General features: G+C 43.5%; 15 protein-coding genes and 1 pseudogene. 9 read left to right on the plus strand and 7 right to left on the minus strand.

The annotated features are described in order from the left end of the window. Nucleotides 1-40 precede the first annotated feature (40 nt). Nucleotides 41-1178, minus strand: a pseudogene (locus tag DACET_RS15895) (IS3 family transposase). A gap of 203 nt (nt 1179-1381) precedes the next feature. Between DACET_RS15895 and DACET_RS16095 the strand changes: the two are divergent. Beyond that, nucleotides 1382-1528, plus strand: a complete 147-nt coding sequence (locus tag DACET_RS16095) for a lmo0937 family membrane protein (protein WP_013009746.1) — start codon at nt 1382-1384, stop codon at nt 1526-1528. 19 nt (nt 1529-1547) lie between these two features. On the opposite strand, the gene DACET_RS15300 is transcribed toward DACET_RS16095, so the two are convergent. Both DACET_RS15300 and DACET_RS02035 read right to left on the minus strand, forming a co-directional pair. Continuing rightward, nucleotides 1548-2660 carry a GGDEF domain-containing protein gene (locus tag DACET_RS15300; RefSeq protein ID WP_013009747.1) on the minus strand — a complete coding sequence of 371 codons (1113 nt, stop codon included), beginning with the start codon at nt 2658-2660 and terminating at the stop codon, nt 1548-1550. A 194-nt stretch (nt 2661-2854) separates the two neighbouring features. Continuing rightward, a complete protein-coding gene (locus DACET_RS02035; protein WP_013009748.1) occupies nt 2855-3136 on the minus strand; it encodes a late competence development ComFB family protein in 282 nt (93 codons plus the stop codon). Nucleotides 3137-3197: 61 nt separating this feature from the next. Between DACET_RS02035 and DACET_RS02040 the strand changes: the two genes are divergently transcribed. The 4 genes from DACET_RS02040 to hisD are packed head-to-tail and all read left to right on the plus strand — an operon-like array spanning nt 3198 to nt 8922. Continuing rightward, nucleotides 3198-4196 carry an NAD(P)H-dependent glycerol-3-phosphate dehydrogenase gene (locus tag DACET_RS02040; RefSeq protein ID WP_013009749.1) on the plus strand — a complete coding sequence of 333 codons (999 nt, stop codon included), beginning with the start codon at nt 3198-3200 and terminating at the stop codon, nt 4194-4196. Nucleotides 4197-4198: 2 nt separating this feature from the next. After that, nucleotides 4199-6595, plus strand: coding sequence for a DNA polymerase (locus DACET_RS02045; RefSeq protein ID WP_013009750.1), 2397 nt, complete (start codon nt 4199-4201; stop codon nt 6593-6595). After that, on the plus strand, nt 6595-7647 hold the full coding sequence (locus DACET_RS02050) for a sensor domain-containing diguanylate cyclase (protein ID WP_013009751.1): 1053 nt from the start codon (nt 6595-6597) through the stop codon (nt 7645-7647). Before DACET_RS02045 ends, DACET_RS02050 begins: the two co-directional genes overlap by 1 nt. Next, nucleotides 7648-8922 carry a histidinol dehydrogenase gene (gene hisD, locus DACET_RS02055; protein WP_013009752.1) on the plus strand — a complete coding sequence of 425 codons (1275 nt, stop codon included), beginning with the start codon at nt 7648-7650 and terminating at the stop codon, nt 8920-8922. Nucleotides 8923-8957: 35 nt separating this feature from the next. On the opposite strand, the gene DACET_RS02060 is transcribed toward hisD, so the two are convergent. Genes DACET_RS02060 through DACET_RS02075 form a run of 4 tightly spaced genes read right to left on the minus strand, consistent with a single transcriptional unit; the run spans nt 8958 to nt 12698 of the window. Further along, complete coding sequence (locus DACET_RS02060) at nt 8958-9359, minus strand: SoxR reducing system RseC family protein (RefSeq protein ID WP_013009753.1); 402 nt, start codon at nt 9357-9359, stop codon at nt 8958-8960. Then, nucleotides 9359-10927 carry a flagellar assembly protein A gene (locus DACET_RS15305; RefSeq protein ID WP_013009754.1) on the minus strand — a complete coding sequence of 523 codons (1569 nt, stop codon included), beginning with the start codon at nt 10925-10927 and terminating at the stop codon, nt 9359-9361. Before DACET_RS15305 ends, DACET_RS02060 begins: the two co-directional genes overlap by 1 nt. Further along, nucleotides 10920-12200, minus strand: a complete 1281-nt coding sequence (locus DACET_RS02070; RefSeq protein WP_013009755.1) for a tetratricopeptide repeat protein — start codon at nt 12198-12200, stop codon at nt 10920-10922. The genes DACET_RS15305 and DACET_RS02070 overlap by 8 nt, the downstream gene beginning before the upstream one ends. A gap of 39 nt (nt 12201-12239) precedes the next feature. Then, entirely contained in the window at nt 12240-12698 is a 459-nt protein-coding gene (locus tag DACET_RS02075; RefSeq protein ID WP_148214126.1) for a hypothetical protein, read from the minus strand. A gap of 180 nt (nt 12699-12878) precedes the next feature. Between DACET_RS02075 and ilvD the strand changes: the two genes are divergently transcribed. The 4 genes from ilvD to ilvC all read left to right on the plus strand — a co-directional run bounded on the left by ilvD (nt 12879) and on the right by ilvC (nt 18263). Then, nucleotides 12879-14546 (plus strand): dihydroxy-acid dehydratase, encoded by a 1668-nt coding sequence (ilvD, locus tag DACET_RS02080; RefSeq protein ID WP_013009757.1) that lies wholly within the window; start codon nt 12879-12881, stop codon nt 14544-14546. A gap of 434 nt (nt 14547-14980) precedes the next feature. After that, the gene (gene ilvB, locus DACET_RS02085) at nt 14981-16672 is read left to right on the plus strand and encodes a biosynthetic-type acetolactate synthase large subunit (protein ID WP_013009758.1); all 1692 of its coding nucleotides are present in this window, start codon (nt 14981-14983) and stop codon (nt 16670-16672) included. Nucleotides 16673-16682: 10 nt separating this feature from the next. Beyond that, a complete protein-coding gene (gene ilvN, locus DACET_RS02090) occupies nt 16683-17180 on the plus strand; it encodes an acetolactate synthase small subunit (protein WP_013009759.1) in 498 nt (165 codons plus the stop codon). A gap of 66 nt (nt 17181-17246) precedes the next feature. Next, nucleotides 17247-18263, plus strand: coding sequence for a ketol-acid reductoisomerase (gene ilvC, locus DACET_RS02095; protein WP_013009760.1), 1017 nt, complete (start codon nt 17247-17249; stop codon nt 18261-18263). The last annotated feature ends 338 nt before the right edge of the window (nt 18264-18601 follow it).

An 18601-nucleotide genomic window follows, 5' to 3' on the forward strand; every position in this document is an offset into this window, starting at 1 on the left:
ACAGTCTATTTTCGTAAGCTTCCCCTTTAGGAGTACAGTTCTAAACTAGAGTTTTCTGCTTTTTCATCATATATTCCATCGGTGTCATACCGTCAAGAGCATCGTGCGGACGCTCCTCGTTATACTCGATCATCCACCAGTATGTAACTTCCCTTACCTCTTCCAAATTATCAAACAAATACAGGTCAAGTACCTCATTACGATAAGTTCTGTTAAATCTCTCTATGTAAGCATTCTGGTTCGGTTTGCCAGGCTGGATATACATAATCTCCATTCCAGCGTCCTCAGCCCAAGACACGAACTCTGCTCCGAGAAACTCTGGACCATTATCGCATCTAAGTACTTCAGGTAATCCTCTCTCAAGTCTGATCTTCTCAAATACGCTTATAAGCCTCCTGCTTGTAAGAGAGGTATCAATCTCAATGTGCACAGCCTCTCTGTTGCAATCATCTATAACATTGAACGTCCTAAACCTCTTACCACAATACAGGCTGTCACTGACAAAGTCGGCTGACCAAACCTGATTAGGCAGCTCTGGGACAAACAGCGGGTTATTCTCCCTTTTAGGCAGTCTTTTCTTTGCCCTGCGCTTCTGGTTAAGCTTCATCTGGCAGTAAACCCTATGGACTCGTTTATGGTTCCACTGATACTTCTTTCTAAGCACCTTAAAAAGCTTCCAGAATCCCCAGCGAGGGTGTTTCTTTACAAGCTCATTCAGCGCATTTATCACAAGTATATCGTCTGTATTAACAACAACAGGCTTATAGTAGGCCGACCTTGAGAGACCTGCACAACGGCAGCTCTGTGAAACAGAAAGACTATGCTCGTTAACCAGAAAAGCAACAGCATCACGCCTTTCCTGCGGCCTTAGAGCTTTTTTTATAACAAGTTCGGTGCAGAAACATGTCTGATCATGACATGTTTTCTATTAAATCCTTCATCGTTTTATTCTCTAAAGCGAGGTCAGCATACATCTTTTTAAGCTGGGAAAGCTCCTGCTCCATGTCTTTCATCTTTTTAAGATCGGATGCTGTCATGCCTCCGTATTTGGACTTCCAGTTGTAATATGTTGCGTCAGATATGCCATGCTTAAGGCAAATATCTTTTACCAGCATTCCGGCATCCGCTTCGTTAAGAATTGAAATGATCTGTGTTTCGGTGAATCGTGATTTCTTCAAAATGAGCCTCCTAGCTTTTATAGTTTGCCAGAAAAACTCTAAATTTGGAATGTCTACTCAGTGGGGAAGCTTACGTTTTCATATCTATTTCTAACTGGAATTTGACATTATATTCTAACCTCCTACATTATAAATATAAGTTAACAGGATAAAACAAGTTGGAATCAGTTAATTTGTACATAATAATCATATTGGAGGATATTATGCTTTATACAATCAGCGTTGTGCTCATAATACTTTGGCTTCTCGGGATTGTTTCTGCACATACCATAGGTGGCTTTATACATATACTGCTGGTGATCGCACTTGTTAGCATACTCGTCAGGATAATTCAGGGGCGCAGGCTATAGTTCAATCTGACAGGGTTTGCTATCCAGCAGAGATTATCGTATTGCGGCCGCTTTTTTTTGCTTTGTATAATGCTTCGTCAGCTCTGGAGACCATGTGACTTAGCTCCTCGTCAGTTTCTTTAAACTGAGCAATTCCGAACGAGCAGGTTAGGTGTACTTCTTTATTATCAAACCTTGCGGAGCTAATTTCAGACCGGAACCTTTCAGCAACATTTTGTGCTTCGATAATATTTGTTTCAGGAAGAAGTATGCAAAATTCTTCACCGCCAAATCTACAGGCAATGTCTGACGGGCGCAGCTTGGCATTAAGTATATTTGCTGTTTTTATGAGAACCTTATCGCCTGTTTGGTGACCAAAATTATCATTTATATTTTTAAAGTAATCGGCGTCTGCGATAATAAGGCTGAGGGGGCTTCCGTATCTTTTGCTTCTGGCAAATTCCACGTCTGCTTTATTGAAAAAATAACGTCTGTTATATAACTTGGTAAGCGGGTCAGTTTCGGAAAGTTCTTTATATTGCTCCTCAGCAAGCTTTCTTTGTGTAACTTCTCTGCGAAGCTGTTTCTGTTTTTCAGCTAGTTTTCTAAGGTTTTGGCGGAGTAAATGATCTATAAATCCCGAAAGCAAAACAACGACGACACCCATAGCCACAAAATTATATATAGCGGCAAACCATGATCTGGCGGCGTAATTGTAAATATTGAAGTCAATGTTGTGTAGAAGATATCCGCCAACCTGAAGGTAGGCTACTATAGACACTAGAAAAGTGTTTACGATAGCCAGAACCAGACCAGTTTTAAACCCGAAAAGCATAGTGGCAAGTGCTATGCTAATTACTATGTCAAGTCTGCCGGAGCTGCTCAATCCTATGGAGAAAAAACCTGAATAGCCTATAAACATGAATCCTGTAACTGCGATCACGGCTTTGAGCTTGAATGGTATTTTTCTTCTGTATAAGGCAAGCAGTAACACAAGACCTGTTAGAAATATATGTACAAACATTTCAGGTCTTATGCCTATGGCGGGAATACGGGAAAGAGAAATGAGAAGTCCCGGGAAAACAACAATAGTAAAAAATATAATCAGCATGTCTACGACATAGTTCTGATATTTTCTGAATAACTGATCCATGTGACATATTATTACTAAAAAAAAGAAATTGCCAGATAAAGAAGGTTCTTAACTAGTAAAGATAATTAGATATAAATTGCTGTTATTCTGACAGTACGGCAATTTTCACGGATTTACTGTTGCTTTTGATCAGCACAACAGCATGTAACGATATTGTAAAGCACTATAACTTTATCGCTATAGTCTAACGCAGGTTAATCGTGTCTTGGACGCGATTTGACAATTATAGAAGCTTCTTTCATTTTTCTGTAGATCTCTTCATCAGAAACTTTGTTGCGGGCAGCACTTATATTATGTTCCTCGCTATGGTAACATGGCGGGAGCGAGTTGAGTGTGATAGCCATCAGATCAAGTATGCAGCTTTTGCATATACACATGTCAGGATTATGCTCCAGAAAGACTGAAATTATCTCCCAAGCTCTCTTCTCGTTTATATTTTTAAGCATATCTATGTCATATGGATTGATTTGAAGCATAAAATCACCTACAATTTTTTTGCGTACCTTCAAATAACAAGATATCATTGCGGGGTGATTCATGCAAGATAAAATGGCTGTGATAGGAGCCGGTAACTGGGGAACAGCGTTGGCGGAGCTTGCTGCAAGCAACGGTTTTAATGTTGATATATATGCATTCGAGGATGAGCTGGTCAGAGATATTAACGAAAAAGGCATAAATACTTTGTTCATGCCTGATACGCTATTGAATGAGAAGATAAAAGCTAAGCACTTTGACGAATTGAAAGATGTAGATACTGACAGGATAATCTGGGTTGTTCCGACACAATTTTCCAGAAAAGTTGCCGTGCAGCATAAGGATGTGCTGAGTGGTAAGAAACTGCTTATAGCAACTAAAGGTATAGAAATCGAAACAGGAGATCTGATTGTCCATGTTCTTAAAAGCTGTTTTGATGCAGAATTTTCTATTCTTTCCGGTCCGTCATTTGCAAAAGAAGTTGTAGCAAAAAAACCCACAGCGGTGAGCATCGCTTCTGAAAAGGAGGAGTGTGCTATCTGGTGGCAGGAGAAGCTATCTACGGATTATTTCCGTGCTTACTATACAGATGATATTCCGGGAGTAGAGGTCGGTGGAGCTATTAAAAATGTTCTTGCCATTGCAACAGGAATATCTGACGGGCTGGGGTTTGGTCCGAATGCCCGTGCAGGACTCATAACAAGAGGGCTTGCCGAGATGGCACGCCTTGGTACTGCTCTGGGGGGTAAACCTGAAACACTGATGGGGCTTTCAGGTATGGGAGACCTTGTTCTCACCTGCACAGGAGACCTCTCCAGAAACCGGACTGTGGGGCTTAAGATAGCCGAAGGGATGTCTATGGAAGAGATTACCGGGAGCATGAAGATGGTCGCAGAAGGTGTTTATACTACAATGGCTGCTAAAAAGCTTGCAGAAAAGCTAAATGTAGATGTACCTATAATAAATGAGGTTTTTGAAATACTCTATCTGGGCAAGAAGCCGTACGATTCGGTTACATCCCTGATGGGCAGACCTCTCAAAAGTGAAAAGCTTGAAGGATAAAGATGAAAATTGTCATAGACGGAAGTTATATAGCATTCAGAACATATCATAAGTCCCCTCCGCTTACAAACTCCGCAGGGGTTCCGACATCAGTTATACACGGGGTTATGCAGAGCATCATCACACTGATAAATAAATACGGACGAGAGAATATCGCTGTTGTTTTCGATGCAAAAGGTAAGAACCGCAGGCATGAAATTCATCCTGAATATAAAGCCACCAGAGACGCCACACCGGAAGACCTCGGGTTGCAGTTTGGTATTATGGACGAATTGATCCCCTTGCTTGGTGTCGCTTATTATAAGGTCGATGGCTATGAAGGCGATGATATCATGGCTACAATAGCAGCCCACACAAAAGATGATGTGGGGATGCTCACTAAAGATAAAGATATCTACCAGATAGTTGATGACAGAGTAAAAATCTATGACTCCCAGAAGGGGGAGTTTTTCGGGCGGGATATGGTTATAGAGAAGTTTGGTGTGCCGCCTGAAAAGGTTCGTGAGCTTCTTGCTCTTGCCGGTGATACCGCGGATAATATACCCGGTGTCGCTGGGGTGGGTGTTAAGACCGCTGCAAAACTGCTGAACGAACACGGCAGTCTGGACGGAATATATGAGAATATTGAGTCTGTTAAAGGTAAACTCAAAGATAAGCTCATAGACAATAAAGACAGTGCTTACCTTAGTTATGACCTTGTGGGGCTTGACATTCTGGAGAGCATCCCTGATGTCGAAATCGTTAAAGATGATAAGAAACTAAGCGAAAAACTAACTGAGCTGGAGCTAAAAACCATCCAGAGTAAATTATTCGCAGATTCAGACAGCGAAGATGTTCAGCCGGATGTTAAGGCGGTTGAAGCTGGTGATGTCAGTGATGTACATACCGCTGTCTTTCTGGATGGGAAGATATATGTGACTGACGGAGAAAAATATTGCGAATATGACGGGCATAACCTTAAAAGTGCTCAGTTTTTTTACGATATAAAAGGTATCTACAGACTTATAGGCGAAAGATATGAAGAGGCATATGATGTGTTTCTTATGAGCTGGCTGAATGATCCTGATTCCGGCGGAATAACAAAGAGCAAGGCAGAGAACATTGAGCAGTTCATAGGAAATATAGTTGTTCATGCGCAGGAAGAGAAGGACAAGCTGAAGGCAAACGGTTTGCTTGAGGTATACCTCGGTATGGAGCTGCCTGTAGCTTATTGTCTCGGAAAGATGGAAAACAACGGCATCGGTTTTGACAAAGACGTTATGGCAAAGGTCGCCGATAAGCTTCAGGACGAAGTCGCGGAGATAAGTGAGAAGATCAAAACTTTTGTAGGCTATGACATAAACCTTAATTCTCCAAAACAGCTTCAGGTCTTTCTGTTTGAGGAACTTGGTGTTGAGGGGCTTAAAAAAACTAAGACAGGTTTTTCTACTGATGAAGAATCTTTGCGTGCTATGATTCCGATGAACCCTCTTTATGCACATGTTCTGGAGGATATCCTTGTTTACAGAGAGCTTGCGAAACTACTTTCAACCTATGCTCTCCCCCTTAAGGACTATGTCCTTGCAGACGGTCGGATTCACTCCTCTTTCAGGCAGACGGGTACAGCAACGGGCAGATTGTCATCTGTTAACCCGAACATGCAGAATATACCCATGAAAGGTAAATGGGGTGTGAAGCTTCGGGAAGCCTTTATACCGAGAGAGGGGTACAGCTTTGTATCATTCGATTACTCGCAGATAGAGCTTAGGATACTGGCGCACCTGACAGGTGATGAGCACCTGAAAGAAGCTTATAGAAACAACGAAGATATTCACACTAAAACTGCATCAGGCATATTCGGTGTTGCCCCCGAGAAGGTTGACAGTGGTATGCGCAGGCTGGCAAAGGCTGTGAATTTTGGTATACTGTACGGGCTTTCTCCATTTGGTCTTTCCAGAGATACCGGTGTTTCCCAGAAGGAAGCCAAAAAGTTTATAGAAAAATATTTTGCTACCTACCCGAAAGTGAAGGGATTTATAGAAAAGATCGCAAAAGAGACAAAAGAGAAGGGGTATGCCGAAACACTTGCCGGCAGGAAACGTTTCATACGCGAGATACGCAGTAAAAACAGAACAGTTGCCATGCGGGGCGAGAGGATCGCAACAAATGTACCCATGCAGGGTTCGGCTGCTGATATCATAAAGCTTGCTATGGTTGAGTGTCAGGCTGTTTTGGACGATAAAGAGTATGACGCATTAGTTGTTTTGCAGGTGCATGACGAACTTGTGTTTGAAGTGCTTGATAAAGATATAGATGAGTTCAGCGATAGAGTGCGGTCCATAATGGAAGGTGTAATGGAGCTTGATGTGCCGCTGGTGGTGAACGGAGCAGCCGGGAAAAACCTTGGAGAATTGAAATAATGAACAAAGTCAATAACATGATCAAAGAGAACTCAGATCTGAAAGGTGAGCTTTCGGGGCTGATGGAGCTTGTTAAGGAGAATGAGGCGAAACATGCTGGATTCAAAGCTGTGGAATTCGCCTTTCTGCTTGCGGACAGCTTGAAAGAGGTTATAGAGAAACCCCTCAGATACCTTGAGGATATCTTTGGTGTGGACAGAGCTGTGCTTTTTATTAATGCTGATGAACTTGACTTTGACAGAGAAGAGAATAACTTAGGTTACAGAATATATTTTATGCCGGAAGGGGTGTTTAAAACGTTTTTTCTGGAGAAGAGACCCTATAACTCGGACAATGCGCTTAATCTTATAAGCGAGTTTAACGTTTATGAGGATATGGGGTCATATATTTTCGCCCCGCTTGTGCAGAATGATAAGATAATAGGCAGTATAAACCTCTACAGCAGGGATGAGTCAAAGTTCGGGGGAGAGGTTGCTACAAATTTTATTAAAGACCTTGCATCCATAGCTTCTGTTTCAATGCAGAAGCTTTATAATACAGAGCTGATATACAGGCAGACGAGAACCGACTTTATGACCGGAGCGTATAACAAACTTGCTATGGGTGAGTTTCTTGAGCGGTTCATGGCAAAGTATAAGCGGCATGATCAGGGGTTTATTTTTATCCTTATGGATATTGATAATTTTAAACAGATAAACGATTCCGCAGGTCACCTAACAGGCGATACGATCATTAAAGAGATAAGCGATGAAATCGCCGAAGGACTTCGTTCAAGCGACATTTTGGGAAGGTTCGGTGGTGATGAGTTCTTTATGATTGTCCCTTATGCGAACATTGATAATGTCTTTGTTCTGGTGGAGCGACTCCAGGATATAGGCAAGCAAGTCTTTGGCGCCTATGGGTTCGGGGATGTTGCAAGTCTTTCCGGCGGCGTTGTTTCCGTGCCGGGGGACATCTCCAAAGATGACACCACAGAGGACATTGTCCGTCTGGCGGACGGAAGACTTTATCACAGCAAAAAGAATGGGAAAGGATTTTTCACAGGTGTATAGATGATTATTAGAAAAGATGACAAAAGACTTCAGGATATTTTGAAAAGAGGCGAGATTATGGAGGGTGAATACCTTCATACTGTGCTGGACATAATAGCAGATGTCAGAACCAGAGGGGATGAGAGCCTCGCTGAGCTGACACTCCGGTTTGACGGATATGATATGCTGAAAGGCGGCATTGAGATCAGCAAACGGGAGATGAAGGACGCATGGGAAGCCCTTGACGACAGGCTGAAGCTTGCTCTTGAAAACGCAAAAGCAAATGTGATCTCTTTCCATGAGAAGCAACTGGAAAATACATGGATTTATGAGAAAACACCCGGTACTTTTCTGGGGCAGAAGGTTACGGCGCTTGAGTCTGTGGGGGTCTATGTCCCTGGCGGGAAAGCTGTTTATCCTTCGTCTGTCCTGATGAACGTTCTTCCTGCTAAGGTTGCAGGTGTGGAGGAGATCGTTATGGTTACGCCTGCTACAGGCGGCAAAGTCAACCCTGTTGTGCTGGCTGCGGCTTATCTTGCCGGAGTGGATAGAGGGTTTCGTATCGGAGGTGCGCAGGCTATCGCTGCACTTGCGTATGGAACAGCAAGCGTACCGAGAGTTAATAAGATCGTAGGGCCGGGGAATATATATGTCGCACTGGCGAAGAAGATGGTTTTCGGTCAGGTTGATATCGATATGATAGCGGGACCGAGCGAGATTCTTATTGTGGCAGATAGTTCGGCAGACCCCGACCATGTGGCAGCAGACATGCTTTCTCAGGCGGAACACGACGAACTTGCCTCAGCGATAGTGGTAACTGACGATTTGGAGCTTGCAAAAGAGATAGAAAGTTCCGTTTACGCACAGCTTGAGGAACTTCCGAAGAGAGAAATAGCAAAGAAATCAATAGAGAAATACGGTGCTATAATCGTTACAGATGACCTTAACGAAGCGGCGGATATTACAAACAATATAGCTGTTGAGCACCTTGAGCTTTGCGTTGCTAACCCTATGGAATATATGCTGAAAATACGCAATGCAGGGGCGATATTCTTAGGAGCAAATTCACCGGAGCCTGTCGGCGATTATTATGCAGGCCCTAACCATGTGCTCCCAACCGGCGGTACAGCAAAGTTTTTCTCTCCGCTCGGTACTTATGACTTTCAGAAAAAATCCAGTATTATCTACTATTCAAGAGAACAGCTTATTGCTGATATGCCGGATATAAGGGTGCTTGCGGAATCAGAAGAGCTGATTGCCCACAGAAATTCTGTAATAATAAGAACTGAAGATTGACATGGACAACAAAGCATCGCATAAGAAAAAGTATACTAAAGGATTCTATAGGATTGCTTGTCTTGTCCGTTATGTTTAAGCCGGAGATAGAGGAAGTAAATAATAATAACAGAAATTGTGGCTCCTGCGGTCAGGAGCTGGTTTTTTGTCATTGAGTCAGAAATTACAGCAGTCAACAGCATAAGTATGAGGGGAACTATGTATACTACAAAGAGTGATTTGTAGAAGCTGTTTTTTTCGATGCCTATTTCTACTACATCTCCAGTTTTCAGATTTGCAGAGTCTTTGAATTTGAGCTTTATATTTGTGTCGTCAGTGAGCGTGCATGAACTCTTTTCACCGCATGCGGCACACGCGCTCCCCCGTGCGACCTCAACAGTGGCAGTTCCTGCTTCATCAACATCCAGCACTACAGCTTTGTGTTTCAGAAGTTCCATCAGTTTCGCCCTTTTTTGAGTCCAGTCCCAGGTGCGGCATCGGGTTTCAGCATCACGACATTACCTGAACTTTTATCAAACACGAATTTGCCCCCTTCGCATTTGAGCGGAACAATATATTCAGTATTGTATATTACAACCTTTATCCCTTCGTTTACCTCTTTTGTTGCAAGGACATAAGGCATAGTGTGCATAGAATCTTTTATAAGGTTTTCGATTTCGCTGTCGATAATCTCGTATTTGTCATACAGTATTTTTCTGTTTGATATTATGCTCTTGAGCTGTTGCTTATGTTTGATATCCGGTGTTTTTTTTGCCAGTGAGCGGATTATGCTGTCTGTTTCTTTCAGTTTGTTCTCAATGTTGTTTTTTCGGTCTATCAGTTTTTCTATGTGTTCATTGAGAGAGTGTTTCACACCAACATGAAGCGGGAAAGCGCTGCTGTTTTTGAAGCCTATCTTTTTTGCTTCGATACTGCTGAAAGCGTATAGCTCACCGCCGTTTATGACTCCGTCACCTGATAGTGCAAGAATTTCTCCTTCGCAGAATACCTTTGAGTTGTAGCAGTAATTTTTGATAATGACTGCTGTCCCTGCATAAACTGTTGCACCTTCTATAAAATTTGCTGTTACGGTTTTCCCTGCTTTGGTGACTCCGCTTCCGGTGGAAAAAATACCGGTGCGTACGCTTATGTCCTCCTCAGCTATAAGTGTTGCGTCCCTTGCTACACCCCAGATAACAATATTTTTTGCTTTAACTTCAAATCCGCTGAGAACATCACCAGATATGCGCACTGTCCCGAGGAAATCTATATTCCCTTCAGAATAGTCGACGTCCCCTTTGACAGAATATACAGGGTTTACGTTGAGGCGGTTGTTTCTGAATGTCACGTGACCGGCAATGTCTGAGTAGTAAAGCCCCTGCTCTTCTTTATAAGCCACTCCGTCGCCTTTGTGGATAGCTATCTTTTTCCCTTTTTTAGCCGGAATCTTTTCACCCCGGACTTTTTTGCCGTCAATACCATCAGTCTCTTTATGATATCTCAGGAGAACATCGCCTTTCTCAACCATAATGATATTATTTATATCCTTGAAATCCACACTGCCGTCAGCAAGAACTTTCGGTTTTTTATCCTCTATATCAAAATAAAGATCATAGGTTGCGTCAGTTCCGTCTTCTTTGGAAATGCCGTTTGCGATTATCTCCTGATAGACTATATTTCCGTCAGAGTAATCCTGAAAACATTTTTTGAAAGCTTCCCAGTCTATGGTGTCGGTATCCAGTTTTTTTTCATCTAAGATAAATTCTTCCACCGACGCTTTATCGATCGGTTCGCCGTTATTCAGAGGTGGGAAGAGGCTGAGGCGTGCGGTCATTCCAGAATCCATTATGTCAAGGGAGATCCCTGCGGGCTTATCAATGAAGGTTTCAATGGTTATGACTGCGCATCCGTCCTCTTCGCAGTTGACTTCAAAGTCTTCACGGCTAAGGTCGTAAGCCTGTTCAATAAGCTTATGCAGCCGGTAATGTTCGATTTTTCTTGTGGTGTATAGTTTGCGTTCACTCATCTTCTTTTAATCTGGAGAGTCCGTCCAGCAGTTTTCTTGCCCGCTCATGTCCTTCATTCAGATCCAGACAGATTCGGAGCTGTATTTTTGCACTGGAAACATATCCTGTAAGAGCAAGGGTTTCTGCAAACATGTATCTGAACTCTGCATCATCAGGTTTCATCACAGATGCGGCAGCAAAGTGCCTTTTGGCTCTTTCGGGGTCTTTGTCCGTGAGAAGCTGCATCCCTCGGCTGTAAAGCTCCTGTGCGTCTTTATCCTGTGAGTATGGTTTGATAGTGGTGAAAAGTTCATTGTACAGACCTGTTTCTCCCGGAGTTATTGACAATACGGTTATTTCACCTGAGAGATTATTGTCATTAAAGACGTGAGCTACAGTGTTGTCACCGTTACTTTTTTCCATGTACAGGCTTAGTGAGCCGACATTGACATCATTATATTCTTTAACATCTAGGCTTGTCAGTGACTTACGGAGGAAGAGCGGTATGAGTCCTATCTTTTCGTGAAAGAAAAAGTCTGAAAATTGTTTTGCATTTTCGTAGCCCAATATACGCATTCTTTTATAAACCGGCTCAAGTGACGAATTATTATTCATAATTATATAGCCGAAGTCAGGGTTGTGAAAGGTCACAGATGTACGGTCACCATCAGAATCCACTGAAGACAGGCTGAAATTCTGCGGAATGACTATGTTGAAATTAAATGGGAGGGGGTCGAATTCGGCAGTATAAGGCTTCTCTTCGAAACGGTAAGTATTATACGAAGGAAAGTTGTTCCAGCTGTTTTTTGCCCACAGCGCAAGGTATGCAGCCGTGACAAGTGTCAGAAACCAAAAGAAGAATATGAATATTCCGGCAAGACCGCGTTTAAATTCAAACCTTACCCGGAATTGCCTTTGATTAAGATATAAAATAACAAAAGCGAGAAAAAGTATGCCGGCAATAATTTTCCATTTATAAGGGTACACACCGAACAGAAAAATCCTCATTATCAGCCCTGTATAGCACAGAGCAAGTGCCATGACTGTTATGTACCGGCTGAAAACAAAGCCTTTTAAGAGGAGATAGCCGGACTGAAGCAGCAGAAACGAAAATATGGCTACGATGATAAAATTAGCGACGGCAAATATTCTGCTTGCAGGATCGAAGAGCATCTCCGGAGCCAGAGCGTAACGCATCCCTGTATCCACAGCAAAAAGAAGCCCCGCAAGCATCACAAGTGGACCCAGCACAGTGAATCCCGGTACTTTTTTAATTGAAGAATAGTATGACATAAGTCATTTTATCAAATGGATAAATTTTTGCAAAGCAGTTTAATGTACTGAGATATCATTAAGCCGTTTTTGCCACTTCTTTTTCTTAGGGCGCAGGGTGAGCAGGTGCACAAATGAAATGACAAAAAACAGGTAGAAGAACTTCAGGTTTGCACTTGTCAGATAAATAACTAATCCGAATATAGTAATTGCTTCAGACATTGTCATGTTTGCTATTTCTGCGTACAGCAGTCTTTTCCCAAGCTTTCCGAAGTCCAGACAGCCGCGTATGAAAAGTGCCTCAATAGCGTATGTCAGTGGAAAGAAGACTATGGTCAGTATCATGAAGACAAGCCCCATGGATTTCATGGTTTCAAAGTTCAGAAAGTGAAAGATACCCCAGTTAAAAGATTCTGCCATCGCAACGAAAAGAGGATATATAAATATGCCGTACACCATTGTGCGGTGCAGTTTCTCTGCCAGTTCAAAAGTTGTCTGAAATTTTGTTTTCTCATCCATAGGTGAAATATACATAAAAGTTTCGATAATATAAAGCTTGAAATTAAAGTCATTTATTCAGTACTCAGAAATTGTCTTCAAATTACGTTAAACAGTTAATTTCCTTTTGATAAAAAATTCCGAGTGTGGTAGATTATCAGACTTTACATTTTTAAGTGAGAATAAACAGGAGCGCATCACATGAGAAGCGATAGGGTTAAAGAGGGGCTTGACAGAGCTCCCGCAAGATCTTTGATGTATGGAACAGGTGTTCCGGAAAGCAGCATGAAAAGAGCGCATATCGGTATCTGCTCCAGTTTTACAGATCTCATCCCCGGCCACACAGGCATGAGGGAGCTTGAAAGATTTATCGAGAAAGGTGTACACACAGGCGGCGGACACGCATTTATTTTCAGCGTGCCTGGCCTTTGCGACGGTATTGCTATGGGGCACAAAGGGATGCACTATTCCCTCCCGTCAAGAGACGCCATCGCCGACATGATAGAATGTGTTGTGGAAGCGCACGCCCTTGACGGTGTGGTTTTTCTCAGCAACTGCGACAAGATCACTCCCGGGATGCTCATGGCGGCAGCCAGGCTGGATGTTCCTGCTATATCTGTTACCGCTGGTCCTATGCAGAGCGGTGTTTACCGTATGCAGAGACGCTCATTTGTCAGAGATACATTTGAGGCTATGGCAAAATGCCGTAAAGGTGAGATTGACGAACAGGAGATGTCCAACCTTGAGCAGTGTTCATGTCCGGGGCAGGGTGCCTGCCAGGGGCTTTACACAGCGAACACTATGGCATGCCTTACAGAAGCAATGGGGATGTCGCTGCCGGGCTGCGGAACAGGGCTTGCAGGTTCTGCTAAAAAGAAACGCATAGCTTTTGATTCCGGTGTTGCTATCTGTCAGCTTGTTGAAAAGGGCATTACAGCCAGACAGATAATGAACGAAAAAGCATTCAGAAACGCCGTGATCATGGATATGGCACTTGGCGGTTCTACAAATACATGTCTTCACCTCCCTGCTATAGCATATGAGGCACAGGTTCCTTTCAGCCTTGAGCTGTTCGATGAACTCAGCAAGACAACACCGCACATTACAAATGTCCGTCCGGGCGGGGAATTCTTTATGGAAGACCTCGACTATTCCGGCGGTATACCAGGCTTTCAGCAGAGGCTTATCGATATGCTGGAAGACAATATTACAGTTTCAGGTCGTACAGTTAAAGAGATAGCGAAATCAGCCGTCATCTATGACGAGGATGTCATTCGTCCTGTCAGCAACCCATTTCACAAACAGGGCGGTATAGCCGTTCTTCGTGGTAATGTTGCAGAGGACGGATGCGTTGTTAAACAGGCGGCTGTTAATGACGACATGCATGTTTTCACTGGCAAAGCTATCTGTTTCGACAGCGAAGAAGAGTCTATGGAAGCCATCAAGTCCGGCAAGATCGAAGACGGAATGGTGGTTGTTATAAGATATGAAGGTCCCAAGGGCGGTCCCGGTATGAGGGAGATGCTCGCTCCGACAGCAGAGATAATGGGCAGAGGGCTGTTTCATGTAGCTCTCATTACAGATGGCCGTTTCTCCGGCGGAACAAGAGGGCCATGCATAGGTCACATTTCACCAGAAGCAGCAGAAGGGGGCACGATTGCTCTGATTAAAGATGGCGACGATATCGCTATTAACATCCCTGAGCGCTCCATTCAGCTTAATGTTGGTGAGGAAGAGCTGGAAAAGAGAAGATCAGCATGGGTTAAACCTAAGCCGAAATTCACAAAAGGGTATCTGGCTAAATACGCCACCCGTGTTTCCAGCGCAGCACAAGGTGCTATATTTAAGACTGAAGATTTCTTTAGCTAAGACGAACTTTCTGCGCTGGAAAAGACACAGAATGTGTCTCACGGAGTGCAGCGGAGTGTGAGTGACGCATAGGCTTTGCAGATGCGGAACGTTGGCAAAAAACTTAGGACAAGTTTTTTGTTTGTCTAATCAGTCGCAGCACAAGGTGCTATATTTAAGACTGAAGAGTTTTCCGACTAAGAAATATGTACTGAACAGTATGAGTTATTTCTTGAAAGGGAGTTTTTCAGTAATATCCTTGTTTATTCATTAAGGTAAGCAGGGATCTCAGAACTTATGCTTTAGCTTATGTCCTGTATAAGCGAAAGGCACTTGTTTACGACTTTATGACCGTTACTCTGGAGTAGGTGGGGTCTGTGCAGAAGGGTTTGACCGGCTCGGATGGCAGGCTATACATAAGATGGCGGTTAATATAGAAGTGAGGAGACTTTATAATGAAAATGACAGGAGCAGAAATCCTCGTAGAGTCATTGCGCAAGCAGGGTGTTGACCTGATATTTGGTTACCCTGGCGGCGTACTTCTCGGAATCTACGACACACTTTTTGACTCAGACATCAAACACATCCTGCCGAGACACGAGCAGGGCGGAATCCACGCAGCAGACGGTTACGCAAGAGCCACAGGCAAGGTCGGTGTATGCTTCGGAACATCAGGTCCGGGCGCAACTAACCTTGTTACCGGTATTTGCAACGCACATATGGACTCAGTTCCGCTGGTGGTTTTCACAGGTCAGGTCGCAAGCAACCTAATCGGCGGAGACGCATTTCAGGAAGCAGACATCATCGGCATCACAAGACCAATAGTCAAACACAGCTACCTGATAAACAATCCGGAAGAGATTACAACTGTTATAAGAGAGGCTTTCTACATTGCCGCCTCCGGACGTCCCGGTCCTGTTGTTATCGACCTTCCTAAGGACATTATGGCTCAGAAGGCTGAGTTCAAATGGCCTAGCAAAATCGAACTTCCAGGCTATAACCCTACAGTAAAGGGGCATCTGGGGCAGATTAAAAAAATGCTCCGTATGCTCGAAGGGGCTAAAAAGCCAGTAATATACATGGGGGGCGGTGTCATTCTATCCGGCGCAAGCGAAGAGATGACAAAGCTTTCCGAACTGACAGGTGTACCTGTTATTTCATCCTTTCTCGGGCAGGGCGGTATCCCCGGCACACACGAAAACTATATTGGGTGGCTGGGAATGCACGGTAATTATGCGTCGAACATGGCTATGGCAGAGCCAGATTTTATCCTTGCTGTGGGGACACGCTTTTCAGACCGCTCAACAGGTCGTCTGGACGGGTTTGCTCCTAATGCCAAAGTCGCCCATATTGACGTTGACCCATCAAGTATCAGTAAGAATGTCCGCATTGATGTACCTATCGTTGGGGACTGCAAAGTAGTGCTGAATCAAGCGCTCTCAGAGATCGACAAATACAGCTGGGATAAAAACCTGAAAGCCAGAAAAGACTGGATGGAAAAGATCAAAGCATGGGATAAAAAACAGCCTTTCGGCTATGATCGTGAATCAACGCTTATCAAACCTCAATATGTTGTGGAATCAATCTATAAGGTCACAAAAGGCGAGGCTATCATCTGTACAGAAGTTGGTCAGAACCAGATGTGGGCAGGTCAGTTCTATAAATATAAAAACCCTCGTCAGTTTGTTTCATCCGGTGGTCTGGGCACAATGGGATATGGATTTCCTGCTGCTATCGGCGCAAAACTCGGATGCCCTGACAAAGAGGTTTTTGACATTGCAGGTGACGGCTCTTTCATGATGAACATACAGGAGATATGCACCGCTGTGCAGTATAACGTAGCTGTGAAAGTTGCTATACTGAACAATAAATATCTTGGTATGATCCGTCAGTGGCAGAATATGTTTTTCAACAACCGCTACAGCCAGTGCTGTCTTGACTGTCAGCCTGATTTCGTAAAACTTGCTGAATCTTTTAACGCCGTGGGTATGCGGATAGATAGAAAAGAGGATGTGGAAGGGGCTATCAGAGAATCACTTAAGATCAAAGATAAGCCTGTTATTATGGACTTCACCGTGGACAGGGAAGAGAATGTTTTCCCTATGATCCCCGCTGGCGCCGCAATAAACGAAATGCTGCTGAAGTAAGGAGACTGACATGAGACATACAATATCAGTACTTGTTGAAAACAAGTTCGGGGTACTTTCCCGCATCTCCGGTCTTTTTAGCGGCAGGGGATACAACATAGAGTCATTGTCTGTTAATAAGACAATGGATGTCAACATATCTACTATGACAATCGTTACCACTGGTGACGCTGATGTTATCGAGCAGATAATCAAACAACTCAGAAAACTTGTTAACGTTCTGCGCGTGCGTGACGTAAGCGAGATGGAGCACATCGAACGTGAGATGATGCTTGTCAAAGTCCGCACAGAGAAAAGCACAAGGTCTGAGATTTTTAACGTTGTTGGCACTTTCAGAGCGAAGACTGTGGATATAACAAATAACTCTCTTGTGATAGAGATCACCGGAGACAGGGGTAAAATACTCGCTTTCCTGAAAGTCCTTGAACCATACGGAATCATAGAGGTCGTTAGAACCGGAGCCATAGCACTCAGCCGCGGCAGTAAGGCAACAAGCGATTTTAAATAACTGGTTAACACCAGAGGCATATTACAAAGCTGATACGATTTTAAAATTAGATAGAGGTGTTATTAAATGAAAATCTATTACGAGAAAGATACTAACCTTGAACTCATCAAAAGTAAAAAAGTTGCTGTTATCGGATACGGCAGCCAGGGTTACGGTCACACAAACAACATGAAAGATTCTGGTGTTGATGTATGCGTTGCCCTCCGCGAAGGCAGTTCCAGCTGGAAAAAAGCTGAAGGCGCCGGTCTGAAAGTTATGGAAGTAAAAGAAGCTTGTAAATGGGCTGACTTCATAATGGTTCTCGCTCCTGATGAATGTCAGGGGGACATCTATAAAGAAGCTATTGAACCGGGGCTGGAGGAAGGAAACTACCTCGCTTTTGCTCACGGTTTTAATATTCTTTTCAACCAGATCGTTCCGCCGACAGATGTTAATGTTGTTATGATTGCCCCAAAAGGACCTGGTCACCTCGTCCGTGCTGAATACCAGAAGGGCGCTGGCGTCCCTTGTCTTATCGCTATCGAGCAGGACTATACAGGCGACAGCCGTGAGATGGCTCTCTCTTATGCTAATGCCATCGGTGGTGCAAGAGCAGCTATCCTCGAGACAACTTTTAAAGAAGAGACAGAGACTGACCTTTTCGGTGAGCAGACTGTTCTTTGCGGTGGTCTCGCGCAGCTTATCCAATACGGCTTTGAGACTCTGACAGAGGCTGGTTATGCTCCTGAAATGGCATATTATGAGTGTCTGCACGAAGTTAAGCTTATCGTAGACCTTATCTATGAAGGCGGCATAACTAACATGCGCTATTCAATCAGCAACACTGCTCAGTATGGCGACCTTACAAGAGGACCAAGAATCATCACTCCTGAAGTGAAAGAGAACATGAAACAGGCTCTCTATGAAATTCAGTCCGGTCAGTTTGCGAATGAGTGGATGCTTGAGAATAAAGCTAACTGTCCTAATTTCCACGCTCTTACAAGAATGGGCGCAGAGCACCCGATCGAAAAGGTTGGTGAAAAACTCCGCGGTCTTATGAGCTGGCTTGATAAAGGCAAAATCGTAGACAAAAGCAAAAACTAATAAATGATATATACCTGTTAGTTATCAACAGAATATATTAGAACTTAAGAATATGAATCATTATATCCCCGGTGTTTTACAGGCATCGGGGATATTTTTATGCGGTCGAAGATAGAACACCACGCATTCATGCTTGTATGAATGAGCTAATCACAGCTTTAGAGCTTATAAGTCATTGCGGGGAATGTAATAGCAATCTCAGGATTAACTAACGAGTCAGGAGACTGCCACAGCCTTGCGGGGTTCGCAGTGACGTATTTTACATATACTCTAGCTTTGAGAACGAAGTTGTAAATTCAAGTGTTAAGCACGTGCGAAGCATCAGATTAATTATACAG

The organism is Denitrovibrio acetiphilus DSM 12809 (genome assembly GCF_000025725.1).
GTDB lineage: Bacteria > Chrysiogenota > Deferribacteres > Deferribacterales > Geovibrionaceae > Denitrovibrio > Denitrovibrio acetiphilus.